Source organism: Thalassobacillus devorans (assembly GCF_011761345.1).
Taxonomy (GTDB): domain Bacteria; phylum Bacillota; class Bacilli; order Bacillales; family Halobacillaceae; genus Thalassobacillus; species Thalassobacillus devorans.
The window spans coordinates 306333-332276 of sequence record NZ_JAASRY010000001.1; the positions used below are offsets into that span (position 1 = coordinate 306333).

Here is a 25944-nt window from a genome sequence, read left to right on the forward strand (position 1 = left end):
ATGAGAAAAAAACGAATGATTAATAAATTCACCTTGTATATCTCGCTTGTTATCCTGACATTCATTTTCCTCTTTCCACTGGTATGGATGCTTGTATCCTCGTTAAAAAATGAATTTCAGATTTTCAGGGACATGCAATCGCTGCAGGCATTTCTTCCGCCAGCTCCAGCTGATGTCGAAGGTGGTTATTTTCACAACTATGTGGCAGCCTTCCAACGGGTCGACCTGCTAAGGTATATCGTCAACAGTCTGATCTATACGATTGGCATCATCATCTTCGGATTGATTGTCAACTCGATGGCAGGCTATGCTCTGGCAAGGTTCCGCTTCCCGCTTGCAGGTTTTTGGCTAGGGGTCATCATCGCTACGTTGATTATCCCTCCGGAAAGTATTTTCCTGCCGTTGTATGTACTCGTTTATGATCTTGGATGGGTGAATACCTACACCGGTCTGATTGTGCCGTTCATTGCCAATGCTTTTGCTATCTTTCTATTTCGGCAGTTTTTTCTGGATTTCCCGAAAGAGTTGGAGGAGGCGGCCAAGATTGACGGCTGTTCCCAGATCGGCATCTTTTTCCGGATTATTGTTCCGTTATCAAAACCGGTGTTCGCTACGGTGGCTATCGTGTTGTTTATCAATCACTGGAACGACTTTTTATGGCCGCTTGTGGTCGCCTCGGATGAAAGTATGCGTACCATTCAGATCGGCCTGCAATATTTCATGAACGAGCCGCCAATCAAATGGGGGCAAGTGATGGCAGCACTTACGGTGGCAACGATACCAATGCTGTTAATATTCGCTTTTTTACAAAGGTATTATGTCCAGGGTCTTACACATACAGGATCCAAGAACTGACAACTATGCAGGGGGACAAGAGAGGAGTGTCACATATTCATGATTCAAAACCAAGAAACAACTACGACGAACAGCTACTACCAGGAACGATTTCGGCCACATATCCATTTTACGCCTGAGAAGATGTGGATGAACGATCCGAATGGACTGGTTTATTACAAAGGGGAATACCACCTTTTCTATCAATACCATCCCGACAGTAAAAAGTGGGGGCCGATGCACTGGGGCCACGCTGTCAGTAAAGATTTGTTTACATGGGAACACCTTCCGATCGCTTTGTATCCCGATGAGCTGGGAATGGTGTTTTCCGGGAGTGTTGTTGTCGATTGGAACGACACCACTGGTTTTTTTGATGGAAAAGAGGGGCTGGTAGCTATTTTCACCCATGCAGATGGCGACCTCCAGCGTCAGAGTATTGCTTATAGTAAAGATCAAGGACGATCCTGGGAAAAATATGCGGGCAATCCGGTCATTAAAAACCCGGGCATCCAGGATTTTCGCGATCCAAAGGTGATCTGGCATGAGGAAACAGCCAAGTGGGTGATGGTACTTGCTGCCGGCAGAAAAGTTCAGTTTTACACTTCCCCGGATTTGAAACAATGGACCTTCGTCAGTGAGTTCGGTGAAGGCTGGGGTGCACGAGAGGGCGTATGGGAGTGCCCGGATATTTTCCCGCTTATCAACGAAAAAACTGGTGAGAAGAAATGGGTGCTGCCGATAGGTATTGATGCTGGGGGACCTGCTGGTGGATCGGGTACACAATATTTTATTGGAGCTTTTGATGGCAATACATTCACACCTGAACAACCCAAACAAGAAGTACGCTGGCTTGATTACGGAAAGGACTTTTATGCTTCGCAGTCATTCTCAGATGTTCCGGGTGGTCGCAGGGTTGTTATCGCCTGGATGAGTAACTGGCAATACGCAAATGAAGTACCGACAGATCCATGGAGAAGCGGCATGAGCCTTCCCCGTGAACTAAAATTAACTACCGTGGATTGCGAGGAATGCGTGATTCAGAAGCCTGTCCATGAGCTGGGAAGCTTACGTAACAGCAGACCCGCTTCAGAAACCTTTTCAGTCAATAACACTGATAAGGTTACGAAAAGACAGCCGGTAGTTCCATTTGTAATAGAGATGAAAGTAGAAGCGGGAAGCAGCCAACGGTTTGAAGGCCGTGTATTTGTCACAGGCGACGATCCTGGTTTCCTGTTTGGTATCGATTTTTCCAAGGATGTCCTCTATGTCAGACGGGGATATACGGAAGAAGGATTTTCCAAACATTATAAAGGAACATTTGAAGCTCCATTACGGAAGGGCAGGTCCGATTACCAGCTGACCGTTATTTGTGATCACTCATCCGTTGAGATATTTACCGATGATGGCAAGGTGGCCTTAACCAATCTGCACTTGCCCTCCGAAGCAATATCCTACGAAATTGTCATGGAGGCCATCGGTGGGACAGCTGATGTAAGCGATTATAGGGTAAGTGAACTTTCTCCACGTTGGCAACAAGCTAACAGATAACAGACAGAAGGAGTGTCAGGAATGAAAGGAACCGGTGCAATTATTTATGTCATTTGTGATTGGCTGGTGCGTTTAGCTCTGCTGAATATACTATGGATCGGATTCAGTCTGCTGGGAGCAGGAATCCTGGGCTTTTTCCCTGCATCTGTTGCAGGCGCTGCGTTACTTAACGAATGGCTGTCCGGTCAGCGTCCGGCTCCACTCTCTTTTTACTGGAACATGTATAAACGTACATTTACCGCTGCAAACGCCATATTTATTCCTGCGCTCCTTATTTTCGTTGTCTTGTTGCTGAATACGTATGCCAGTCTCCGTTTTGATGGAGTGTGGTTTTATGTATTTGTTAGCAGTACCTTGTTCCTGTCCGGAGGGGCAGCATTTATCCTGCTGTTATCCCTGCTTCCGCTCAGTCAAGGAGAGAAAGCGATCACAGCTGTCAAACGGGCCTTACACTTATTGATGTACTATCCTGGCAGGGTTGTAATGATGGTGATCGGAATGGTATTCCTTGGTCTATGCATCAGACTGGTACCAGGTATCTTACCTTTGTATTCGATTAACATCGTGCTTGGCCTGGTTATCTATTTATTTTCCTTTTATAAAAACTCACCGAAACCCGCCTGATTGTGTTTAATTCAGGCGGATTTCCCCCTTTCTTCAGCATCAACTTTTGCACTACAACCGAGTATTTCAGCCCGTTTTTATTTTTTTACATCTTACGTAATCGATTAAATGGAAGAGCTATATTCAAAAGGAGGAACACTATTGAATGCTAAAGTAGCTAAAAGTATCTCTGTGTTAATCATTTGTACGCTTGTGTTGGCTTTATTCCCTCCGACTCTCCTTAAAGCGGAGACAAATCAGGAGTCATCAGCTGATAATCCGTCAGAAACTTACCGGTCTCAATTTCATTATTCTCCCTCAGAGAATTGGATGAACGATCCCAATGGAATGGTTTACTATGATGGGGAATATCATTTGTTTTATCAGCATAATCCTACCGGTAACCAATGGGGCCCGATGTATTGGGGACATGCTGTGAGTGAAGATTTAATAAACTGGGAAGAACATCCTATTGCGCTCTACCCTGATGAAAATGGTTTTATTTGGTCGGGGAGTGTTGTTGTGGATAAGGGCAATACAGCTGGGTTTCAATCAGGTGATGAAGCCCCTATGGTTGCTATGTTCACCCATGAAAAGGGAGGACATCAGACACAGAGTCTCGCTTACAGTAATGATAAAGGGCGGACTTGGAATAAATACGAAGGCAACCCTGTGATTGAAATGCCGGAAGATACCGACGTATTCCGAGATCCAAAGGTCTTTTGGCATGATGAGACTGAAAAATGGGTCATGGTCCTATCAGCAGGTCAAAGTGTAGAAATCTATCGATCGGCTGATTTGAAAGAATGGGAACATACGGCTTCCTTCCCGCGCCCGGAAGATGCAGGAGGCGGGGTATGGGAAGTTCCTGATTTAGTAGAATTACCTGTCGATGGCGACGAAAGCAATAAAAGGTGGGCATTGCTGGTAAGCGTCAGTGAAGGAGCAGCTGCAGGGGGCTCTGGGATGGAGTATTTTGTCGGTGACTTTGACGGAAAAACATTTACCAAGACCCAGGAAGCCACCCCGGTTGATTATGGGGCAGATATGTATGCAGGAATCACATGGAGTAACATCCCTGAAGAGGATGGACGCAATATTATGCTTGGCTGGATGAATAACTGGCAATATGCACAGGATATCCCGACCGAAGGCTTCCGTGGTGCCATGTCTCTACCTCGTGAACTAGGCCTCTCATCTGGAAGCGATGGCTCACTCTCTCTGACACAGAAGCCTGTTTCCGAGTTTGATAGCTTAAGAGGAGAGAGCACAGAGTGGACAGATGAATTGGTCGATGGAAATGGAAAGCAACTCCTATCTCACACAGAAGATTTAATAGAAATTGAAGCTGAGTTTGATATGAAGGGAACTTCAGCAGAAGAATTCGGTTTCCAGTGGAAGAATAGCAATGAACAATCAATGGCAGTTTCCTTCAATACCCAAACTCAACAATTGAATGTAGATCGGTCAGAAGCAGGGGAATCCAGCTTTTCGGATGATTTTGCCAAGAAACACGAAGCACCCATGCAGATAGAGGATGGGAAAGTAAACATACGTATGATTGTTGACCGGGCATCCATTGAGGTGTTCGGAAATGATGGAAAAACCGTGCTGACGGATCAAGTATTCAGAGACCAATCTCCATCTTCATTAGAGCTTTACACAGTCAATGGAGATATTCAAGTAAACACAATTAAAATTACAGAGTTAAACAAAGCCGACATCCGGCTGAAAGAAGATACGATACCGGAAGATGTCCCTTCTAATCTGGAAAATGGAAACTTTGAAACGGGGGATTTGAGTGGCTGGAAACAGCAAGGAAATGCGTTTGCAGGTGCTGTATCCGATGCCGAAAATTACTGGGACACTCATCCGTTTCAGCAGGAGGGTAAGTACCATGTATGGGGATATGCTGGAGAGTCCAGCGATCCTGATTTCCGGACAGGGACGTTACAGTCAGATTATTTTAAGCTCGCGGGAAATGGGAAAATTGAATTTTTGATAGGTGGCGGGCAGGATATCGAGAAGTTATATGTTGCTCTTGTCCGGGCAGAGGATGGCAAAGAGCTGTTTAAAGCCACAGGAGCCAATGAGGAAAAATACCGACGCGTGTCCTGGGATGCCAGTAAATATGTTGGGAAAACCCTTTATCTGAAGGTAGTTGATTACCATACGGATGGTTTTGGTCACATTAATGTAGATGATTTTCAAGTCTATCATGAAGGGGAAATCCTTGGAGACACGATTGAAAATGGCGATTTTGAAACAGGCGACCTGACAGGCTGGACGATTGAAGAAGGAGACGCATTCAGCGCTGAGGACGTCACTTCCGATACAGACTGGGGATGGGGAGGTCCATTCAATCATCAAGGCGATTATCATTTATGGGGAGCTAAAGAGGGAGGAGATGAACAGACGGGTGTGCTTAAGTCGTCTCCGTTCATTCTCTCTGGAACAGGGAAGATTTCCTTTCTGATTGGAGGAGGAAACGACATTGATAATTTATATGTCGCCCTTGTCCGAGCCTCGGACGGAAAGGAATTGCTGAAAGCGACCAATACGGAATGGAACGATGACGAAAGCTATACACCGGTCTCCTGGGATGCTTCCGATTACCTCGGAGAAGAACTGTATATCAAAGTAGTAGATAAAGCAACCGGTGGGTGGGGCCATATTAATGTCGATGATTTTCAGGTGAAACAAACCGGTCTGCTGGCTCACTGGCCATTGAATGAAGCAGAAGGAAGCGAAGCGAAAGATGAAGTTACAGGTAAGATGGATCCTGTCTCGTATGTATTCAATGATGCGGAATACAAGCCTTCCACGGTCCCGTTATGGCGAGAAGGATTAGTTGGAAACGCACTGTTGTTTGATGGTTATTCAACCTGGATTACCCGTGATGCTGAAAGCATGATCCAGCCTGAAGAAGCCCTTACTATTGAGGGATGGGTAGCCCCGAGGTCATACGAATGGGGAGATCTGGGACAGGTTTCTGCGATCGTTAACCAGCATGATCAATCAAAAAATGAAGGGTATATTTTAGGGATGGGAAGACATGGGAAGCTGTCTTTTCAAGCCGGTATCAATGGCGAATGGAAAGAAGTTGCCCCGGAAGGAAGTGTGCTTCCGAAAAATGAATGGTCCCATATTGCGGCTACCTTTAATCAGAGTGACCAGAAGCTAAAGTTATATTTGAATGGCGAGCTTGTTGGTGAGACGGATACACCGGAAAACGGCGCAATCTCTCCGTCTGACAATGACTTGCTGATTGGTAAACATAATCAGGCGGCAGTGATCAATGGTGTATTCACCGCCAATATGTTCAATGGGTTGATGGACGAAATAAAAATATCCAATGAAGCAAAATCCGCGGAAGAAATAAAACAAGGCTACCGGGAAGTGCTCGATACTTTCGATGATAATCAGCTTCCGAACCCGGATGTGGAAGCGGACCGAAGCCGTTTTGATGGCGATCAGCATCGTCCGCAATATCATTTCATGCCACCAGAGCATTGGATGAACGAACCCCATGCACCCATTTATTATAATGGGAAGTATCATATTTTTTATCAGAAAAACCCGCAAGGCCCATATTGGCATCAAATACACTGGGGCCATGCTGTCAGTGATGATATGGTTCATTGGGAAGAGCTTCCGGTCGCGTTAGCACCTGAAGGAGACTCTGTTTCACCTGATGGTGTCTGGTCAGGCAGCGCAACTCTGGATGGAAACGGCGAGCCGGTCCTGTTTTTCACGGCTGGGGATGATAGTAAGTTCCCGAACCAGATGACCGGGCTGGCTGTAAGTGAGAACCCGGAAGACCCTGACTTGAAAGAATGGAAAATGCTCGATGAACCAGTGACGGTTCAGGAAGAAGGCTTGCCAGCTGAAGAAGGAGAAGTCATGTACGGTCAATTCCGTGACCCATTCGTTTGGCAGGATGGAGATACCTGGTATCAACTGGTCAGTTCAGGGATTGATGGCGTAGGCGGAACGGCATTACTATACTCCTCTTCCGATTTGGAAAACTGGGAGTATGAAAAGCCTTTCTACACTGGTGATGCAGAGAAATATCCGAAGACAGGGGATGTATGGGAACTGCCAGTATTCCTGCCGCTCGGTAAGGATGAGGAAGGAACAGAAAAATATGCTTTCTTCATTAATCCGTGGTTTAAAGATTATAGTCCGTATGATGTGAAATACACTTTCTATTGGATCGGTACCTGGGACAAAGAAAAGATGGAATTTGTTCCTGATCAGGAAGAGCCACAGTTATTTGATTATGGGGAACATTTCACCGGACCTAGCGGAATGGTGGATAAAGATGGTACCCCTATCTTATTCAGTATTGCTCAGGATAAACGAAGCGAGCAGGACCATTATGATGCTGGCTGGGCACATAATGCTGGTTTGCCAATCGAATTATCATTAACAGAGAACAACGACCTTGGCATCAAACCAATCGAAGAATTAACTTCCCTAAGAGGAGAGCAACTGGCTTCTTTTAAAAACAAAAAGCTGGCGGATGCCAACGAACTGCTAAGTGATGTGAAAGGTGACATGCTTGAACTTGTAGTGGAAATCGATCCAAAACAAGCGGACAAGGCAGGGATAAAAGTCCGCCAGAGTGAAAATGGGGAAGAAGAAACGTTACTTTATTTTGATAAGATGGAGCAGACATTTAATGTAGATCGTAACAATGCCAGTCTTGATCCCGATGTCCGTAAAGGAATTCAGGGAGGCGAGTTAACGATTGAGGATGAGAATGTGAAGCTCCATATCTATCTCGACCGTTCCATGATTGAAGCATACGCGAATGAACAGAAAAGCATCACCACCAGGGTGTATCCGACAAGGTATGATGCACTTGGTCTTGAGCTGTGGAGTGAAGGCGGAGAAGCTTTCATTAATTCGATGGAAGTGTGGGAAATGAAATCCTACTATGGCGAGGCAGCTCCGGTCTTTGAAAAAGAATCAGAACCTGTCCCGCCCCATGGACAACTCCCTAACCATGATTTCCAAACTGGGGATCTGACAGGCTGGAATATCATCGAAGGTAATACGTTTACGGATGATCATGTAACAACTAAAGCTGATTGGGGATGGGGAGGCCCGTTCCACCAGGCCGAAGACTCCATTGATCCTGAGCGTTACCACCTTTGGGGGTTCCATCCTGATGCAGGTGGAGATGCTGCTACCGGTATCTTGCAATCGGACACCTTTGAATTAGGAGGGAACGGTCAAATCGACTTCCTTGTAGGTGGAGGAAACAATATCGAAGACTTGCATGTAGCGCTTGTAAGAGCTTCCGATGGAGAAGTTTTATTAAAGGAAACTGGAAGAAATGATGAAGCTTATCGAAGAGTGGAATGGGACGCCTCCGAATTCCTGGGAGAACAGCTCATTATTCAAGTAACAGACAATGCTACCGGTGGATGGGGCCACATCAATGTCGATGACGTCAATGTCCCTGTCGCATTGGAAGAATTAGAGCAACTGATCCTTTCACTAGAAGATAGAAATCTTCAAACTTCCGACGATTTAGATGAAAAAATTGACCGCTTCTATGAAGTGAACGATCAACTTTCCGATTTGGAGGAAGGTAATGAAGATTGGAAGGAAACACTATCAGAAATAAAAGCAGAGATGATCGAGTTTTTAGAAGGTAAACTGAATCAGGAATCCTATCAGTTGACCGATGACCAGCTACGCTTTCTGGCTGAATATGCAATCGAGCAAACGGGTGCAGAAAAAGCGAATGATGAAGGGAAAGTCCAGGGTTATGTTATGAAAAGAGCAAATAATCATGTAACTGGGGAAGAGGTACGGGAAATTGTGAGAGAGCTATTGGAGAAATAAAGGGTTATAGCTAGTTGCTAGAATAAGCCGCAGTGTGTTGTCTCACAACACCTGCGGCTTCCTCATGGCTAAAACTAGCTCTCATTGTATTTAAGTATCTGTTCCCTAGTGAGTGAATGCATTACTACAATGGAGCCAGGCCAGCCTATGCAGGAAACCTCGATTATGCTCCGAATAATGGTGAAGCGTGTGAAGCGTGGAGAAGTATAGAAAATATGATTTACAACTTAAATGGTTTACTGTAAAGTGTTAAAGGGATGAAGGTTTTAAAAATTTCAATTCTTATGAAAAGTGACCGAGGGGTAAGCCTGATGACGTCACAGCGACCTTCCCGTTGAAGTGGACGGTAATTCCTGCAGAATCTTAGATTCTGCGAGATAAGAGTTTGGCAGTTCATAGCGAAGCTCTTTCCTAAAATAGGAAAGAGTTTTTTAATTTAAGGTTCTTTGATTAAAAAGACGAGGATGAGCACATTAATCCTAAAAAGGGGGGCACTAGATGATTTCGATTGAGCAGCTGTGTAAAGTCTATCAAACGAAAGACCGCAAGATTATCGGCGTCGATAACGTAACGATGACGGTCGAAAAGGGAGAGATTTTCGGAATCGTCGGGTATAGCGGGGCAGGGAAAAGTACATTGCTTCGCTGCATAAATATTTTGGAAAGGCCGACAAGCGGGAAAGTGACGTTAGACGGAATCGACCTGCTATCCCTTTCTCCAAAGGAATTAAGGACCGCTCGGCAGTCGATCGGTATGATTTTTCAAGGATTTCACTTAGCGATATCAAAAACTGTATTAGAAAATGTCGCATTTGCCTTGAAAGCCTCAAAAGTGGCAAGGGCTGAAAGAAAAAGGCGTGCATTAGAGCTTCTAGATCTTGTAGGACTCTCCGATAAAGCCAATCAATACCCTGCCCAATTAAGCGGGGGGCAAAAACAGCGGGTCAGCATCGCTCGAGCACTGGCAAACAATCCAAAGATGCTTTTATGTGACGAAGCTACTTCTGCTCTCGATCCGAACACCACGCAGTCCATACTTAAGCTACTGAAGAAAATCAACCGCGAACTCGGTTTAACGATTGTATTGATTACTCATGAAATGGAAGTCGTCAAAGAAATCTGCAATCGTTGTGCGGTGATGGAAGAGGGTCGGATTGTGGAAGAAGGCAAAACATATGATATGTTCGCGCATCCGCAAAATGCATTAACGAAGCGTTTCATTCAAACAGTGCTTGACTTCAACCTTCCAAAAGAGCTGCTGGAACGCAGTAAAGGGACGATCGTCCATATGAAATTCACCGGTGAGATTGCAGGAGAGTCAGTCGTATCTGACCTTTTGCAAAACTATGACGTTCGCGGCAATATTCTTCACGGAAAAGTCGACTATATCCAAAATAAAGCGTTAGGAACTTTCGTCATAGAATTAACAGGTGAAGACAAAGAAGTGCAACAGGCCATAGAGAGTGTAAATGAGAAAGTAGAAGTGGAGGTGCTGCCGCATGATAGATCAATTCATCACTCTGCTGCCGGAGCTGAATAAATCGTTTCTAGAAACATTAGTTATGGTTGGTATTGGTCTCATAGTTGCCTTAATCGCCGGCTTACCGTTAGGACTTTTGCTTTTTGTTACAGACCGCGATTTATTTCTTGAGAATAAATGGGTGAAAAGCGTGACAGGAGTTATTGTGAACTTGGTAAGATCCGTACCATTCATCATTTTACTTGTCTTTTTATTTCCTTTTACTAATTTCCTGGTAGGTACAACAACGGGACCTGTAGCCGCATCGGTCTCCTTATCAGTGGCTGCTATTCCTTTTTATGCCCGAATTGTCGAAGCCTCTGCCAGGGATATCGACCGCGGGGTTATCGAAGCGGCGATTGCCTGTGGAGCTTCGCCCTGGCTGATAATTAAAGATATTATTTTTCCCGAGATTAAGTCTGGTTTGATAAGTGGGCTGACGATTACCGCTATAAGTTTAATCGGCTATTCTGCGATGGCAGGAGCGATTGGCGGAGGAGGCATCGGTGACTTAGCGATCCGTTATGGCTATTACCGTTATGATAATTTTGTCATGTTTACGACGGTCATTTTATTAATTGTTTTGGTTCAAGTCATTCAGTATGCGGGTGACTTCTTAGCTAAATACGTAAAAAAAGGGTAAAACATTTTGAGGAGGAGACAACATGAAAAGAATATTCGCTTTATTCATACTTCTTTCCGCCGTTTTCTTAACTGCTTGTGGAGAAGATGAGGGTAATGCAGGTTCATCAGGTGAGAAAGATACGATTAACTTTGGTGCGACGGCTGGGCCGTATAGTGATATGGTTACGCAAGCAATCGCTCCTCTGCTCGAAGAAAAAGGGTATGAAGTAACAAACAAAGAGTTTACAGACTATGTTCAGCCAAACAAAGCCCTAGCCAATGGAGACTTGGATGCCAATCTTTTTCAACATAAAATTTATTTAGATTCTTTCGCGGAAGAGAACAACCTGGAATTGTCCGAGGTTATCATTGTGCCAACCGCTCCAATGGGAATTTATTCAAATAAATACGAAGACATCGACAGCGTGGAAAAAGGGAGTACAATGGGCGTTCCTAATGACCCGACAAACTTAGCCAGAGCATTGATTGTACTTGAAGATGAAGGTCTTGTGAAAATCAATGAAGATGTCGACCCTCTGCGAGCTTCTCTGGCAGACATTGAAGATAATCCAAAATCCCTCGATTTCGTAGAAGTAGAAGCAGGTCAACTGCCTCGACTCGTAGACAGTGAAGACTTAGCGGCTGTCCCGGGGAACTATGCACTTGCAGCAAAGATGGATTTGTTAGATGCCCTGGCTCTTGAAGATATGCCAGACGATTATCGTAACCGTGTTGTGGTAAATACAGAAGATATCGATGCGCCCTACGTAAAAGATATCAAGGAAGTGATCGAGTCGGATGAATTCGAAGAAATTATCGATGAAGAATTCCAAGGATTTGGTAAACCGAAATGGATGGAAGAAGAATAAATGTATTTAAGTATCTGATTAACTTTAATGCCGCAGTATGTTGCCTCACAACAACTGCGGTTTTTTATATACAAAAATAGAGTTCCTTGTATTTAGTCTATTACCCAGTGAGTTGATGCTTTACTATAGCAATGCTCAGGCATTTTTGATTTAAATATAAAGTATCACATGCTTTCCATTTACATATATTGTATCAATACTGAAATTTTTGAATTTAAAACCAACTAAACCACTCTTATTAATTGATGATTAGTTCTGCACCACAAAGTAAGACTATCTTAGAGAGGTGAACGAATTATGGCTAAGTGGGTTGGTACGGATCCCACGTTTTATCCTTCTCCTAAATCAGCAATGGAAGCTCCGAGGGAGAAGCTTGCTTACGTTGCGCTCCTGCAGCCGGATGCCCTTGGGGTCATTGATCTTGACCCTGACTCAGAGACTTACGGACAATTGATTAATCAATTGCTTTTACCTGGGGAGGAGGAAGACGAACTCCATCATTTCGGCTGGAATGCCTGCAGCTCTGCGCTTTGCCCTACCGCTTTTCATCCTACACTTGAAAGACGTTATTTAATCCTGCCTGGTATCCGCTCTTCCCGTATCTATATTGTCGATACACAGCCAGATCCGAAGAGTCCCCGTATTGTAAGAACGATTGAACCGGAAGAAATCAAGGAAAGAACGGGCTACAGCCGATTGCATACCGTCCATTGCGGACCGGATGGAATCTTTATCAGTGCCCTTGGTTCTGGAGATGGGGATGGCGGCCCTGGCGGTATCCTTGTTTTAGATCATTTCAATTTTAATGTGTTAGGTGCCTGGGAAATGGACCGGGGACCACAGCATTTTTCCTATGATTTTTGGTGGCATATTGCCCATGATGTGACGGTAACCAGTGAATGGGCAACACCGGACCTTTTTGAAAATGGATTAAACCTGGATGCCCTCTTGCAGCGGAAGTATGGACATAAAATGCACTTTTTTGACAGCCGTTCCAGAAAGCATCTGACTGAAATTGATTTTGGAGATCAGCATCAGATGGTATTAGAGCTTCGCCCCGCGCATAATCCGAAGAAAACGTATGGATTTGTGAGTGTTGTCACCGATGTTACCAATCTGGCCAGCTCGATTTGGACGTGGTACCAGGAGGATGGGAAATGGGACGTGAAGAAAATCATTGAAATTCCTGCCCAGCCGGCCGACCCGGACCAGCTTCCGTCAGCACTCAAGGACGTTGGTGCTGTGCCACCTTTAGTGACCGACATTGTGCTATCCCTTGATGATCGTTACCTTTATGTCCCGTGCTGGGGGACCGGGGAACTAAGGCAATATGACGTCAGTGACCCCCTAAACGCGAAATTGACTGGTAAAGTGGAGATTGGAGGAATCGTGAATCAGAAAGCCCATCCCAATGGTAAAAAGATAACCGGCGGACCGCAGATGGTGGAATTAAGCCGGGACGGAAAACGGCTTTATTTCAGTAATTCCCTCTATAGTTCCTGGGATGATCAATTTTATCCGGAAGGCATTCAAGGAGCCGTGGTCAAAGTAGATATCCTTCCAGAAGGAGGAATGGAAATCGATAAAGACTTCCTGCTTCAATTAGAGAAGGGCAGGGCTCATCAAATCCGATTGGATGGGGGAGACTGCTCCACGGATACGTTCTGCTATCCATGATTTTGATCGGAGGGAAATAACATGGAAATGCTGGTTTCTGAGGGCAGTCAGATTGCTATCGCTGCCCTTCTTGGTGCCTTTCACGGGCTAAATCCGGCGATGGGCTGGCTCTTCGCCGTTTTCCTTGCCGTTCAAAAAGACGACTGGCGGGTGCTCATTTATGCAATAATCCCGATTGGTATGGGGCAAATGTTAGGGGATGGAGCGGTCGTCCTCCTGCAGACGATCGCTCGATTTCAATTTCCATTGCATATCGTCCATTTGAGCATTGCTTCTATCGTCCTTGGCTACGGTATCTATCGTTTGTTTCGCTATTTCCGTCATGTAAAATGGACGGGAGGTTTGAAGGTAGGGTACGGACAGCTGCTGCTTTGGTCATTTCTCGCTGCCTCGACCCATGGTTCCGGACTGCTTCTTTCTCCGTTTATATTAGGAGCGGATTCTATTGCTGATATTCTGCCGCTCTATTTATTTCATGAGCTTGCGATGCTTACTTCCATGACAGTGGTTGCCTTTATTGTGTACCATATTGGCATGATGAAAATACGAAAATATATCGTTAATTTTGATCTGATTTGGGCAGTTTTATTAATCGTTGTCGGTCTGATTCTTTTCCTTATGAATGTGAACATGGGTGGAGAGATGCCAGGTCACATGCATTGATTTCTCCTTTTTAAAAGTGCCTGACCCCTAATGTATTAATGAATTAACGCATTGGGGGTCAGGCACTTTTTTATAGTGCTTATTTACCTTAACTCTTAAGAAGGGAATACCTACAATGCTAGCGAAATATAGAGGTAGAGAAAAACATTCATTCGCTCTAATACTATCAGAAGGCAGGTACTAATATGGTAGATGTATTCACAGATATCGTGATCGATTTACCGTCTGAACGCGTATCAGCATATGCAGGAAATCCCGATCATGCTCCGTTATGGTATGTCAATATTAAATCCATGGAATGGCTTACGCCCAAACCTTTAACCATCGGCTCTGAAATTGCGTTTAAGGCTCATTTTTTAGGCAAGGAACTTGCCTATGTATATAAAATAGAAGAACTCGTTCCTGGAAAAAAGCTGATCATGAGAACTGCAGATGGTCCATTTCCAATGGAAACAACCTATATTTGGGAGAGTGTTGGAGAAAAGCAAACGAAGATGACCTTGCGGAACAGGGGAAAGCCAACCGGTTTCTCGAAAATATTCACACCGTTTATGTCGATCATGATGAAAAAAGCTAACCAGAAAGACTTGAAAAAGTTAAAGACCATTTTAGAAAAAGGTTAAACAGAATCAGTCGTGGGGTCAGGTACTTATTTTTGATAAAGTTTGAAATGAATTTCACTTAAAGTGTAATTTTCTCCTTTCAGATGAATACCATTTATTTGAAAGGGGGAAGGCGAAATGAGTACGGAAGGTTATGAGTTTCACCCTCAATATGAAGATACCAGGAACATGCATGATGAATCAAAGAGGCACATGAATTATCACGTTGTTTTAACCACGAAAGATGGTAGCTCGTTTGATGGAATCATTGTAGATGTAGGGAGGGATAGTGTTAGTGTATTGGTCGGTGAAGATGTAATGGAACGGGAAGATGATGAGAATAACCGGCAATTTTACGGAGGTTTTTACCCGCCCAGGAGAAGATTCCGGCGCTTTAGACGCCGTAGATTCCCACTTGCTACATTAGCAACATTGGCCCTGCTGCCTTATATTGCTCCATATCCATATCCGTATCCTTATTATCCGTACCCTTATTATTAAAATGGACAGTGTCTGCCCTTTACACGGTTTAATACAATTAAAATACTTGCAGTCAAAGAAAGTGCTCGGAGTGAAAAGCTCCGAGCATTTTTTTGCGAGTGGCAGCACATGCGCTACAGGGGGCAAGTCCCGAATGAACTAATTACAGCCGATAAGCATTAGCTGACAAAAAGTGCCTGACACCCAATCAGTTAACGCGTTACTTCAGTGGGGTTCAGGCACCTTTTATGGGATTGCCTTCCGTTTACTTGTTAAGCTGTGATGAAATCGGTTACAATATGAGCAATAGGAGGTGTGCTTATGACGTCGTCTTTTATACAAATGGAGGAAATTTTTAACCGGACTCAAACAGCTTTAAATGAGTTTAAAGATATCATTACTCCCGTGATCGAAAAGGCAAAGGATGACCACGAGCGCCTGTATTGGCATCATATTTATGAGGAAGAGGATCATCGTTCCGACCGATTGGATCACTTATTACCCCAGCTTAATAAAATCAATCGTAACGAGGGGACTGTGTCAACAGACGATAGAGAGTTTGTATACCTGCTGCAGGATATCAGTCTGGAGAAGTTCGGGTTACATAACTTTCTGGAGCATCTGGATCTATCTCTGTATACCTTTAAGGATACAGAATTTGAACAACCGATTCAGAAATTACGTGATATGACAGCGGAAGATTACCAGCAATCCAAACAGCTCCTGGAACGATTGAATGAAGAATTCAAGATGGCTGACTATCAAGCTTCGGTTCCTACGGATGAAAAAGAGGATATCGATACAAGCCTGAAAGTGGAGGCTTATTCCCAGCCGGCCGGAGAAGTTGAAAAAAAGGAAGAACCAAACAAGTACAAAAATCGGAAAAAGCTGACAGTAGGAAGCTTAAAGCACTCCTAAGGAGGTCAACGTATGGATAAAACAACACTATTTGCAGATTCACCTTTAAGTAATGAGGAATGGAACGAATTGGACCAGACTGTATTCGATCATGCTAAAAAACAGCTGGTCGGCAGACGCTTTATCGATATATATGGTCCACTGGGAGAAGGGGTACAATCGGTCCCGACAGACATTTACGAAGCACCGGGCCGCGGAGGAATCAGTCTGCAAGGGCAGGATTCCGAGCTTTCCAATCCTTCCCGCCGCGTCAATCTGACGGTGCCATTGTTGTATAAAGACTTTATCCTTTATTGGAGAGATATACAACAAGCCAAAACCCTTGGCAGTCCGATAGATTTTTCAGCATCTGCCAATGCTGCACAGCAGTGTGCCCTTGTGGAAGATGACTTGATTTTTAATGGGGCGAAGGAATTTGATCTCAAAGGGATCATGAACATAAAAGGGAAGCTGTCCCACATTCGTAATGATTGGATGAAATCCGGGAATGCATTTGCCGATGTGGTAGAGGCAAGAAATAAACTGTTGAAGATGGGACATACGGGACCATTTGCTCTGGTGCTTTCTCCTGAATTATACGCGTTAATCCATCGAGTTCATCAGGATACCCACGTGTTAGAAATTGATCATGTGCGTGAACTGATGACTGCCGGCGTATTCCAATCGCCAATGATCAGGGGCAGCCGTGGAGTCGTAGTCGACGCAGGTAAGCAAAACATTGATCTTGCGATAGCCAGTGATTTCGATACTTCTTTCCTGGATGAAGAAAATATGAACTATTTATTCCGGGTATATGAAGCGATTGTCTTGAGAATTAAGCGTCCTACCGCCATTTGTACACTTGAACCGCCTGAAGAATGATCATAAACACAACAAGGTCAGGACCCTTTACGAGTCCTGACCTTGTTGTGCATATTTGTGATTTCGAGTTAGGCGATTGTATAAATCTTTTCGTCGGGGTAAACGGCACTGACATCTATTTCTTTTTTTACATTTTTCAGGCCGATATCTTTGATTACCAATAAGGCTTCTTCACGGAAAAACGGGTTATAGCTTCCCTCATTGAGGGCAATAAGGCGCTTTAAATATTTTAGTTTCTCTTGCATCTTTGTATGTTTGTAGGATTGATTGGATAATTCATGGATTTTCTTATGTTTAGGCTGATGGATAATGCTCACTTCTTTTGCATTTACAATCAACAGCTGACCTTCTTCGGTGACACATCCTATAGAACAGAGAGCAGAACCTAATAATTCGACCTTTGTAATAACGATATTATTGTATTCTTCCCCCGTAGATAGGCGGAGATAATCGCTTTCAATGACTCCACCAATTTTTCTTTCGTTCGCAAGGATGGTATTCATATCTTCGAATCCGCTTATTTGTTTTGTCATCATGATACCTCTCCTTCACTTGATAACGATTCTCATTATCATCATTTTAAGTGATAATGAGTGGATGGTCAAGAACATTTTGAATCAAGTTAACGAGCATAATGCACAGAAAGGTGATTCATGTGATCAAAAAGTTGACGATCGGTTCTTTAAAGCCAGGCAGCCAAGCGACTTATAACCAGGAAGAGAAAAGCAGGACAGCCCCTCCTCAACCAGAAAAAAAACAACTGGAGATAGAGCAGCATGGATCGACTTATAAAGTAACCCCTGTACATAACGTTACCGTGTTAGATTCAGCTTTAAACCAAAAAATCAACCTGGATTATAAATGTAAAAAAGGAACATGTGGAAAGTGTCAGATAAACGTGTTAAAAGGAAATACTTTTATTACTTCTGTAAATGACAGAGAGCAAAAAAAGCTGAGAGGGAAAATTGATGATGGTTACCGGCTTGCCTGTCAAGCTGTATTTAAAGAGGGATAAAAGCGTGTGTCATCCTTTACATCATATGCAAAGATGCCGCCGTGCATGTTAAAAGTGTCATTGGAAAACAGAGGGAGAAAGGTGGCATCTGTATAAATTTTTCTAGTGGCAGAAGTAAGGGAGTTGCGAATAAAACAGTTTGACAACTTCCCTAGTATTTCGTAAAAGTGCCTGACCCCCAGTGAGTTAACGCTTTACTGCAGTGGGGTTCAGGCACTTTTTTATAGAGGAAGGAGCTAACCTTACTTCCATGGAAACTGGTTTTTTGTGAAGAGACTTAGTATTAGGTCCTGCTTCGATAGTGAATCCGAAACAAATAACTGGTATGGTAACTAAAGAGATGATTTACAGGGGAAAGGCAGATAAAAAGCAAATTGCTCTTACTTTTGATGATGGCCCGGAAAAAAACTTATACACCAAAAATCAAAAAAGGGGTAAAGGCTACTTAAAAGCGGCTGAGCTTTTGGGTTCAGGCATTAATTAAGAAATAGGAAAGAGAGGTGAGGCTAATCAATTCAGAGGTTAGTATTTTAGGTGTGTTAGTAGCAATGGCGTTAACGATAATCTTGATATTCAGGAGAATTAACCCTCCCTATGCCATGATGGCAGGTGCTTTAGCTGGCGGAATTGTCGGAGGCCTTCATATAGCAACTACCCTCGACTTCATGATCGAAGGTGCTCAATTACTGACACCAGCCGTATTACGGATTTTAGCAGCAGGAGTCTTGGTTGGGGTTTTAATAGAATCAGGCGCTGCCAATGTCATTGCGAATACGATTGTTACAAAAATGGGAGAAACAAGAGCTTTATTAGCGATTACGGTATCCACATTAGTTTTAACAGCAGTAGGTGTGTTTATCGCAGCAGCTGTTATTACAGTTGCCCCGATTGCTTTAATGATCGCCAAACGAACCGGAGTTTCAAGACTAAGTGTTTTAATCGCCGTCGTATGTGGGGCGAGAGCAGGGAATGTAATGTCACCTAACCCGAATACCATTGCAGCGGCTGAAAGCTTTTCCTTACCGTTAACGAGCGTCATGTTTGCTGGACTAGTACCAGCGGTCGTCGGAGCGGCGTTTACATATTTTATTGCCAAAAAAATAAATAATAAAGGTTCAATGGTCACTAAAAACAGGGAAGAAAAGAAAGATGAGATGAATAAGCCTTCTTTTCTTGCGGCCATTTCAGGGCCATTGTTTGCGATTTTTCTCCTATCTTTACAACCGTTATTCGATATTAAAATTGATTCATTACTTGCATTGCCAGCTGGAGGGTTCTTTGGGGCGGTCGTGATGAGAAAAACAACAGATTTAAAGTCTTATATGTCAAGTGGGCTTCAGAAAATGGCTGGTATATCCATTTTAATACTAGCAACGGGGACGTTAGCCGGCATTATCGTGAATTCCTCACTCAATAGTATGATTATGAGCGGCTTGAATGCATTTGATTTACCCATCTCTTTCATAGCACCTCTATCAGGTTCGTTTATGGCGTTAGCGACAGCATCCGCAACATCTTCTGCAGCGATTTCCAGTAATGTGTTTGGTGAAATATTGTTAGAGAATGGAGTCAGCGCTTTAGCTGCTGCAACGATGATCAATGCTGGTGCCGTTTCTTTTGATCATTTACCGCATGGCCCCCTCTTTCACATTTCACGAGATAGTTTCTTCATGCATATGAAAGAACGACTGAAAGCACTGCCATATGAAACGTTAATTGGGATTGTAATCGTGATTGTTTCTACGATTATTTATGGAGGTTTACTTTAAAAGCTGGAGTACCTGGAAAGTTCTTACTTAAAACTGAGAATCCCCCAACATTTCGATATTAATGTTGGGGATAATATATTCATTTATTTCGGATGATTAAACCATGTTCTGATTGGGTTTTGGAGCAGTGCATTAAGGAAGCAAATATATATGAAAAACTATTCTTCTAGTGGCAGAAGAAGAGTAGTTGCGAATAAACAGTTTGACAACTTCCCCTTTATTTTGTCATAATATTGACTAACAACATACTGGTACCTTTAATTCAGTCCCGTGAGGCTGACAAGGACGGCGTTTTAAGAAAGATCTGTAGAAATGTACAATTCCGAGAGAGTTGTATCTTTTTTATGCAGCATCTTAAGGCTTCTTGTCGGGAAACGGCAGGAAGCCTTTTTTTATGCCCGATCTTTCCCGCTCCCGGTACCGGTATCTACTACAGATACTGGAGGAATCGAATATGAAAATGACAAATGGTGATTTTGCATTAAAGGCTGTACCTCAGTCAGAACGGCACGGATTCTGGAAGATGCTGATGGTAATGATGGGACTCACTTTCTTCTCAGCGAGCATGTGGTCAGGCGGTACACTCGGTACAGGTTTAACGTTTGTGCAGTTTATGGGGATTGTCCTGCTCGGTAATCTTATCCTTGGCGCTTATACAGGTGCGCTTGCTTATATTTCTGCAAAAACTGGCCTTTCCACTCACTTGCTCAGCCGTTATGCTTTCGGTGAAAAAGGATCCTACCTTGCTTCACTGCTTCTTGGCGGAACGCAGGTCGGATGGTTTGGTGTCGGAGTCGTCATGTTCGCTCTTCCTGTTCAGAAAGTGACCGGCATCGATATGATCTGGCTGATCGCCGGTGCTGGGGTATTAATGACAGCTACGGCTTTCTTTGGGATGAAGGCGCTGATGTGGCTTAGCTTTATCGCAGTTCCCCTGATTACGATTCTTGGAAGCTTTTCCGTTTTTCAAGCGGCTGGAAGCATGGGTGGCTTGGAGCAGTTGATGGCGCACAGCCCGTCTGAATCACTCGGGCTTGCGGCTGCGCTGACGATTTGTATCGGTTCCTTTATTAGCGCTGGTACGTTAACCCCTGATTTCACCCGTTTCTCCAAAACAAAAAAATCTGCCGTCACAAGCACAGTTATTGCATTTTTCATAGGGAATTCACTTATGTTTCTATTCGGTGCAGTTGGTGCGATGGCGACAGGAAAAGCAGATATATCCGAAGTGATGTTCACGCAAGGACTAATTATTCCAGCCATTCTGGTACTCGGTATGAACATCTGGACAACGAACGATAATGCACTCTATGCTTCTGGACTCGGTTTCTCAAGCATTACGAAAATCAGTAAAAACAAAGTGGTCATTTTTAACGGGATTGTTGGAACAGTGGCCGCGATGTGGCTGTATAACAATTTCGTCGGATGGCTGACGATGCTCGGCTCTGCTCTACCGCCGATTGGAGCGATTATTTTAATCGATTATTATTTATACCGTCGTAATAACATGGATGCATTTGAAAAGCAGACATTCAAAAAAGTCAAATGGACCGGAATCATCGCCTGGGCAGCAGGTGTCGCGGCCGCCCAATGGGTACCTGGCATTGCACCAGTGAATGCCTTGATTGCTTCCATCCTTGTCTATACTGTCCTGTCTAAGTTAGCCGAACAGACAGTACACCACCAAGTTGAAGAAGGAGAAGTTGTATGATTATTAAACAAGCGAAACTCCGCGGAAAAGAAGGCCTTTGGTCGATTCTGATAGATAATGGAGTTATCCAGAAAATTACGCAGGACCAAATAAACCAAGAGGATAAAATCATGATTGATGCAGGAGGATCTCTTGTCATCCCTCCATTCGTTGAACCTCATATCCATCTGGATACGACCCTGACTGCCGGAGATCCGGAGTGGAACAAAAGCGGTACTCTATTTGAGGGGATTCAGCGCTGGGCAGAACGGAAAGATAAGCTGACTGCAGCGGATGTGAAAGAAAGAGCAAAGCAGGCTCTGGAGATGCAGATCGCAAATGGCATTCAGTATGTCCGTACCCATGTTGATGTCACTGACCCTGAGCTGACGGCCTTGAAGGCTCTTTTAGAAGTAAAAGAAGAAATGAAAGAAGCGGTCGATCTACAACTCGTTGCTTTTCCACAAGAAGGCATTCTTTCCTACCCGAATGGAAAAGAATTGCTGGAAGAAGCATTGAAGCTTGGGGCAGACGTGGTGGGAGCTATTCCGCACTTTGAGTTTACCCGCGAGTATGGGGTAGAATCGTTGAAAATTGCTTTTGACCTCGCTCAGGAATATGACCGGTTTGTCGATGTGCACTGTGATGAAATTGATGATGAACAATCCCGGTTTGTGGAAGTCGTCGCAACAGAGGCATTAGAAAGAGGCATGGGGGAGAAGGTGACTGCCAGTCATACAACCGCCATGGGCTCTTATAACGATGCCTACACCTCGAAGCTGTTCCGTCTGTTGAAGATGTCCGGCATTCATATTATCGCTAACCCCCTCGTCAACATCCATCTACAGGGCAGGTTCGACAGCTATCCAAAGCGGAGAGGTTTAACGAGGGTAAAAGAATTAAAGGAAGCGGGCATTAATGTTGGCTTTGGTCACGATGATATCTTCGATCCGTGGTACCCGCTCGGAACAGGCAATATGCTGCAAGTCCTTCATATGGGGCTCCATCTCTCCCACCTGATGGGATATGATCAAATCAAACAGGGCATGGACTTCATTACCGGAAATAGTGCCAGGATTTTAAACCTGAAAGAAGCATATGGCTTAGACGAAGGTCGACCAGCCAACTTGATTATTCTCAATGCGGAAGATGAATACGAAGCGGTAAGAAAGCAAGCGGCTGTCCGTTACTCAATCCGCCGCGGAAAAATTCTAGCGGAAACGAAACCAGCTGAAACGACGGTACATTTTTAAGAGAATGCAATGAAAACCATCAATTTTAAAGTGACCCAAGTAAGTAACATATTTAAATAAGAGTGAATAAGAGAGTACCATCAAAAGCCTTTCATGAGTTTGATCGACCAACTCATGAAAGGCTTTTCTGTTGAGAGGTAGAAAGTTAGGTAGCTTTTAGCAAATTTAAAAAATAGAACAATATAGTGTTGACATATTAACTACTCAGGTAGTAAAGTATTAGTTAATTAATATACTACCTAGGTAGTAAGCTTGCGAGGGATCCAATTGGGAGAAGTAATTAATACATTAAAGGAATTTGGAATGACAGAGTATGAGGCAAAGATCTATGTATCACTCTTAAGCAATCAGCCATCTAACGGGAATAACATTGCAAAATTATCAGGTGTTCCCGCTCCGAAAGTTTATGGAGCATTGCAAAAAATGAAGGAGCAAGGATTGGTTTTCACTGTATCTGGAGGTAATAATGGTAAGCAAGTCCGTTATAGTCCTCTGCCTTATAAAGAACTCTTGAAAACTAAGAAAGATACATTTATGGATCAATTAGAGTTTCTTGGTGATTCACTAGAAGAGATTTCTTCCAACAGTGACGTGAATTGGTCAGAGTTGTTTGTCATCGAGGGATATTCAGCTTCAGTAGAAGTTGTGCAAACTGCAATCTCGGAATGTGAATCGGAAATCATAATAAGTTGTTGGAAAAGAGAGTTTGATGTACTGGAAGAGCTGCTTTTTAAGGCACATGAGCGGGGCATTAAGATTGTTACATTAATTTTTGATGGCGAGCAGGTTGATGTGCCTTGGGATAATTTCACTCATTATGGAGAGGGATTAGCTCTAGGCAGACATAGCGGCGAGTTCTCAATTGTCATTGATAATAAAAAAGCAATTTTACTTCAATCCCTGGATGAATCACCTCATTCAGTGGTCTCCAGTCATCCTGTTATGGTATCTACGACTCGAAATTATATAAGACATGATATTTATGTTAACAGAATTATCAAGGACTTTGAGGGTACAATTACTGAGCATTATGGTAAAAACTTAGAAAATCTGATAAATGATTTTTAAATAATCATGATGGATTTTGGTAGGGAAGAGAAAGATTTTGTGCTTGGAAGAAAAAGCTTATCCCTATTATTTTTTGAAAGCGTTTTAACTAATTTAAATATATAAAATGGAGGAGATTTACATGGAAAAATTAATTATTACAGTGGCTCCAACAGGGGCGCAGACAACCCGTGAACATACTCCCTACGTTCCTTTAACGCCAAAGGAAATTGCTGATTCTATTTATGAATCTTGGAAAGCGGGGGCAGCTATTGGTCATGTCCATGTAAGAGATATTATGGGAGAAAATACAATGGACTTAAGTGCTTATCAGGAAGTAATTGACCGTGTTGAAGAAAAATGCGATATCATTTTAAATTTAACAACTGCCGGTGGGTTAGAAACCACCGAAGAGGAAAGACTTCGTGTTTGTGAACTGAACCCAGAGATGGCAACCTTCGATGCCGGTTCCATGAATTTTGGGTCAGGAGTGTTCTTGAATTCTCCGAGCTTTTTAGAAGAACTGGCATCTGAAACCCAAAAACGCAATATAAAACCTGAAATTGAAGCGTTTGATGTAGGGATGATTCATAATGCACTGCGTATAGCGAAAAAAGGATTGTTGGACGATCCATTCCATTTTCAATTTGTTCTTGGCGTCGCAGGGGGTATGCCAGCTACACCTAAAAACTTGATGCATATGGTTGATTGTATCCCGGAAGGATCTACCTGGTCGGCTATTGGAGCAAGCAAACATCAGTTAACTATCAATACTATGAGTATTTTGTTAGGTGGTCATGTCCGAGTAGGGATGGAAGACAGTGTATATTATCGCAAAGGTGAATTAGCAGAAACAAACGCTCAATTTGTAACACGTATTGTTAATTTAGCAAAAACCCTCGGGAGAGAAGTGGCTACCCCAGATGAAGCTAGAGAGATCTTACAACTCCGAGCTAAAAACAAGAACAGGGTAGGAGGGAGAGTATGAGGATAGCTGTATTAGGTGCGGGAGCTTTAGGAACAATTATCGGCTCTCTAATAAAGCAGGGTGGTTACAATGTTGATTTAATTGATGTGGACCAGAAAAATTTAGATGCATTAAACCAGAACGGAGCGAAACTTTCAGGTTTTTTAGATATAACGATCCCAGTTACAGCAAAACATCCGAACGAATTAAATGATGAGTACGACGTCGTCTTTCTTCTCACTAAGCAAGTTTATACTCAAAGTGCTTTAAAATCGATACTTCCTTTCATTCACGAGAAAAGTATCATTTGCACACTGCAAAACGGCGTTCCTGAAGAAAGAGTGGAGTCTATCGTTGGTCGTAACAGAACCATAGGGGGAGTTGTAGGGTTTGGAGCTACCTGGTTAGGACCTGGTAATTCTGAGTTAACAACAGAACTTGAAACAATGAAAAAGTATGCTTTCGATGTAGGAGAATTAAATGGAGAAATAACGGATCGGATTAAAATGATTAAAAGTATCTTAGACACTGTAGGAACCTGCGAAATCACTACAAACATACAAGGTGTAAAATGGTCCAAGCTACTAATGAATGTAACATTTAGTGGTATGTCAGCTGCTCTTGGATGTACTTTTGGAGATATATTAAATAATCCTAACGCTATGAAAAGCTTAGCCAATATTGCTGATGAAACCATAAAGGTCGCTCACTCACATCATATTCAACTAGCACAGATGCAAGGAAAAGATTTCGAATCTTTAGAATTGAATGACCAATCTGACATTCCTCAAAAACTTGAATTTTATCATGAAGTCTGGGGTCCCCATGCCAACCTAAAAGCGAGTATGTTACAGGACCTGGAAAAGAGGAAGCCGACTGAAATCGACTTTATTAATGGATACATTGTAGAAAAGGGGAGAGAGTCTAATGTACAAACTCCTTTTAATGAAGTAGTTTGTCAACTTGTAAAAGAAGCAGAAAAAAATAAAGAAATACCTGATTTCGCAACAAATATGGGGGAATTTAAATCTATTTTAGAGAATGATGTAAGCGCTTTAAAATGAAGTTAGTTTTTTACACTAATTAAGAAAGGCGGTGCAAACCATTGTTCCTAGCATTCATGATTTGGATTATAATCATTCTTTTC

General features: G+C 43.2%; 23 protein-coding genes and 1 riboswitch. Of the genes, 22 read left to right on the plus strand and 1 reads right to left on the minus strand.

The annotated features are described in order from the left end of the window. The 13 genes from FHS45_RS01590 to FHS45_RS01650 all read left to right on the plus strand — a co-directional run bounded on the left by FHS45_RS01590 (position 1) and on the right by FHS45_RS01650 (position 17056). The gene (locus tag FHS45_RS01590) at positions 1-855 is read left to right on the plus strand and encodes a carbohydrate ABC transporter permease (RefSeq protein WP_062444702.1); all 855 of its coding nucleotides are present in this window, start codon (positions 1-3) and stop codon (positions 853-855) included. A 39-nt stretch (positions 856-894) separates the two neighbouring features. After that, entirely contained in the window at positions 895-2382 is a 1488-nt protein-coding gene (locus tag FHS45_RS01595; protein WP_062444704.1) for a glycoside hydrolase family 32 protein, read from the plus strand. 21 nt (positions 2383-2403) lie between these two features. Further along, the gene (locus tag FHS45_RS01600) at positions 2404-3006 is read left to right on the plus strand and encodes a DUF624 domain-containing protein (RefSeq protein WP_062444707.1); all 603 of its coding nucleotides are present in this window, start codon (positions 2404-2406) and stop codon (positions 3004-3006) included. Between the two features lie 141 nt (positions 3007-3147). After that, positions 3148-8844, plus strand: a complete 5697-nt coding sequence (locus FHS45_RS01605; protein WP_166761341.1) for a GH32 C-terminal domain-containing protein — start codon at positions 3148-3150, stop codon at positions 8842-8844. A 279-nt stretch (positions 8845-9123) separates the two neighbouring features. Further along, a riboswitch (SAM riboswitch) is annotated at positions 9124-9228 on the plus strand. A gap of 114 nt (positions 9229-9342) precedes the next feature. Continuing rightward, positions 9343-10383 carry a methionine ABC transporter ATP-binding protein gene (locus FHS45_RS01610; RefSeq protein ID WP_062444709.1) on the plus strand — a complete coding sequence of 347 codons (1041 nt, stop codon included), beginning with the start codon at positions 9343-9345 and terminating at the stop codon, positions 10381-10383. Continuing rightward, on the plus strand, positions 10343-11005 hold the full coding sequence (locus FHS45_RS01615) for a methionine ABC transporter permease (RefSeq protein WP_062444711.1): 663 nt from the start codon (positions 10343-10345) through the stop codon (positions 11003-11005). Before FHS45_RS01610 ends, FHS45_RS01615 begins: the two co-directional genes overlap by 41 nt. 22 nt (positions 11006-11027) lie before the next feature. After that, positions 11028-11855 carry a MetQ/NlpA family ABC transporter substrate-binding protein gene (locus FHS45_RS01620; RefSeq protein WP_062444713.1) on the plus strand — a complete coding sequence of 276 codons (828 nt, stop codon included), beginning with the start codon at positions 11028-11030 and terminating at the stop codon, positions 11853-11855. A 297-nt stretch (positions 11856-12152) separates the two neighbouring features. Then, positions 12153-13532, plus strand: a complete 1380-nt coding sequence (locus FHS45_RS01625; RefSeq protein WP_062444715.1) for a selenium-binding protein SBP56-related protein — start codon at positions 12153-12155, stop codon at positions 13530-13532. A 21-nt stretch (positions 13533-13553) separates the two neighbouring features. After that, positions 13554-14195: a hypothetical protein gene (locus FHS45_RS01630; RefSeq protein ID WP_062444717.1), complete on the plus strand. Its 642-nt coding sequence runs from the start codon at positions 13554-13556 to the stop codon at positions 14193-14195. A gap of 185 nt (positions 14196-14380) precedes the next feature. After that, positions 14381-14818 carry an SRPBCC family protein gene (locus FHS45_RS01635; RefSeq protein ID WP_062444719.1) on the plus strand — a complete coding sequence of 146 codons (438 nt, stop codon included), beginning with the start codon at positions 14381-14383 and terminating at the stop codon, positions 14816-14818. A 117-nt stretch (positions 14819-14935) separates the two neighbouring features. Then, positions 14936-15298 (plus strand): hypothetical protein, encoded by a 363-nt coding sequence (locus tag FHS45_RS01640; RefSeq protein WP_062444721.1) that lies wholly within the window; start codon positions 14936-14938, stop codon positions 15296-15298. Between the two features lie 300 nt (positions 15299-15598). Continuing rightward, positions 15599-16195 (plus strand): IMEF encapsulin system ferritin-like cargo protein, encoded by a 597-nt coding sequence (locus tag FHS45_RS01645; protein WP_062444723.1) that lies wholly within the window; start codon positions 15599-15601, stop codon positions 16193-16195. Positions 16196-16207: 12 nt separating this feature from the next. Continuing rightward, positions 16208-17056: a family 1 encapsulin nanocompartment shell protein gene (locus FHS45_RS01650; RefSeq protein ID WP_062444725.1), complete on the plus strand. Its 849-nt coding sequence runs from the start codon at positions 16208-16210 to the stop codon at positions 17054-17056. Between the two features lie 68 nt (positions 17057-17124). Here the strand turns inward: FHS45_RS01650 and FHS45_RS01655 are convergent, their stop codons facing one another. Further along, positions 17125-17592, minus strand: coding sequence for a hypothetical protein (locus FHS45_RS01655; protein WP_229717795.1), 468 nt, complete (start codon positions 17590-17592; stop codon positions 17125-17127). 119 nt (positions 17593-17711) lie between these two features. On the opposite strand from FHS45_RS01655, the gene FHS45_RS01660 reads away from it, so the two are divergent. From FHS45_RS01660 to FHS45_RS01700, 9 genes are all read left to right on the plus strand, one after another. Further along, positions 17712-18071, plus strand: coding sequence for a 2Fe-2S iron-sulfur cluster-binding protein (locus tag FHS45_RS01660; RefSeq protein ID WP_062444727.1), 360 nt, complete (start codon positions 17712-17714; stop codon positions 18069-18071). A 301-nt stretch (positions 18072-18372) separates the two neighbouring features. After that, positions 18373-18555, plus strand: a complete 183-nt coding sequence (locus FHS45_RS01665) for a hypothetical protein (protein WP_062444729.1) — start codon at positions 18373-18375, stop codon at positions 18553-18555. Between the two features lie 25 nt (positions 18556-18580). Beyond that, a complete protein-coding gene (locus FHS45_RS01670; protein ID WP_062447748.1) occupies positions 18581-19840 on the plus strand; it encodes a GntP family permease in 1260 nt (419 codons plus the stop codon). Between the two features lie 312 nt (positions 19841-20152). Then, positions 20153-20314 carry a hypothetical protein gene (locus FHS45_RS01675; RefSeq protein WP_166761342.1) on the plus strand — a complete coding sequence of 54 codons (162 nt, stop codon included), beginning with the start codon at positions 20153-20155 and terminating at the stop codon, positions 20312-20314. Next, positions 20295-21551 (plus strand): cytosine permease, encoded by a 1257-nt coding sequence (gene codB, locus FHS45_RS01680; protein WP_062444731.1) that lies wholly within the window; start codon positions 20295-20297, stop codon positions 21549-21551. The genes FHS45_RS01675 and codB overlap by 20 nt, the downstream gene beginning before the upstream one ends. Continuing rightward, positions 21548-22783, plus strand: coding sequence for a cytosine deaminase (gene codA, locus FHS45_RS01685; protein ID WP_062444733.1), 1236 nt, complete (start codon positions 21548-21550; stop codon positions 22781-22783). The genes codB and codA overlap by 4 nt, the downstream gene beginning before the upstream one ends. A gap of 267 nt (positions 22784-23050) precedes the next feature. Continuing rightward, entirely contained in the window at positions 23051-23851 is an 801-nt protein-coding gene (locus tag FHS45_RS01690) for a TrmB family transcriptional regulator (protein WP_148350087.1), read from the plus strand. A gap of 121 nt (positions 23852-23972) precedes the next feature. Continuing rightward, positions 23973-24818, plus strand: coding sequence for a beta-keto acid cleavage family enzyme (locus FHS45_RS01695; protein WP_062444737.1), 846 nt, complete (start codon positions 23973-23975; stop codon positions 24816-24818). Further along, positions 24815-25861 carry a ketopantoate reductase family protein gene (locus tag FHS45_RS01700; protein ID WP_062444739.1) on the plus strand — a complete coding sequence of 349 codons (1047 nt, stop codon included), beginning with the start codon at positions 24815-24817 and terminating at the stop codon, positions 25859-25861. The genes FHS45_RS01695 and FHS45_RS01700 overlap by 4 nt, the downstream gene beginning before the upstream one ends. The last annotated feature ends 83 nt before the right edge of the window (positions 25862-25944 follow it).

Excerpts from the sequence above, each read along its gene's own strand:
- FHS45_RS01590 (WP_062444702.1), top strand. The coding sequence starts at position 1 with ATGAGAAAAAAACGAATGATTAATAAATTCACCTTGTATATCTCGCTT.
- FHS45_RS01595 (WP_062444704.1), top strand. The coding sequence starts at position 895 with ATGATTCAAAACCAAGAAACAACTACGACGAACAGCTACTACCAGGAA.
- FHS45_RS01600 (WP_062444707.1), top strand. The coding sequence starts at position 2,404 with ATGAAAGGAACCGGTGCAATTATTTATGTCATTTGTGATTGGCTGGTG.
- FHS45_RS01610 (WP_062444709.1), top strand. The coding sequence starts at position 9,343 with ATGATTTCGATTGAGCAGCTGTGTAAAGTCTATCAAACGAAAGACCGC.
- FHS45_RS01615 (WP_062444711.1), top strand. The coding sequence starts at position 10,343 with ATGATAGATCAATTCATCACTCTGCTGCCGGAGCTGAATAAATCGTTT.
- FHS45_RS01620 (WP_062444713.1), top strand. The coding sequence starts at position 11,028 with ATGAAAAGAATATTCGCTTTATTCATACTTCTTTCCGCCGTTTTCTTA.
- FHS45_RS01625 (WP_062444715.1), top strand. The coding sequence starts at position 12,153 with ATGGCTAAGTGGGTTGGTACGGATCCCACGTTTTATCCTTCTCCTAAA.
- FHS45_RS01630 (WP_062444717.1), top strand. The coding sequence starts at position 13,554 with ATGGAAATGCTGGTTTCTGAGGGCAGTCAGATTGCTATCGCTGCCCTT.
- FHS45_RS01635 (WP_062444719.1), top strand. The coding sequence starts at position 14,381 with ATGGTAGATGTATTCACAGATATCGTGATCGATTTACCGTCTGAACGC.
- FHS45_RS01640 (WP_062444721.1), top strand. The coding sequence starts at position 14,936 with ATGAGTACGGAAGGTTATGAGTTTCACCCTCAATATGAAGATACCAGG.
- FHS45_RS01645 (WP_062444723.1), top strand. The coding sequence starts at position 15,599 with ATGACGTCGTCTTTTATACAAATGGAGGAAATTTTTAACCGGACTCAA.
- FHS45_RS01650 (WP_062444725.1), top strand. The coding sequence starts at position 16,208 with ATGGATAAAACAACACTATTTGCAGATTCACCTTTAAGTAATGAGGAA.
- FHS45_RS01655 (WP_229717795.1), bottom strand. The coding sequence starts at position 17,592 with ATGATGACAAAACAAATAAGCGGATTCGAAGATATGAATACCATCCTT.
- FHS45_RS01675 (WP_166761342.1), top strand. The coding sequence starts at position 20,153 with ATGTACAATTCCGAGAGAGTTGTATCTTTTTTATGCAGCATCTTAAGG.
- codB (WP_062444731.1), top strand. The coding sequence starts at position 20,295 with ATGAAAATGACAAATGGTGATTTTGCATTAAAGGCTGTACCTCAGTCA.
- codA (WP_062444733.1), top strand. The coding sequence starts at position 21,548 with ATGATTATTAAACAAGCGAAACTCCGCGGAAAAGAAGGCCTTTGGTCG.
- FHS45_RS01695 (WP_062444737.1), top strand. The coding sequence starts at position 23,973 with ATGGAAAAATTAATTATTACAGTGGCTCCAACAGGGGCGCAGACAACC.
- FHS45_RS01700 (WP_062444739.1), top strand. The coding sequence starts at position 24,815 with ATGAGGATAGCTGTATTAGGTGCGGGAGCTTTAGGAACAATTATCGGC.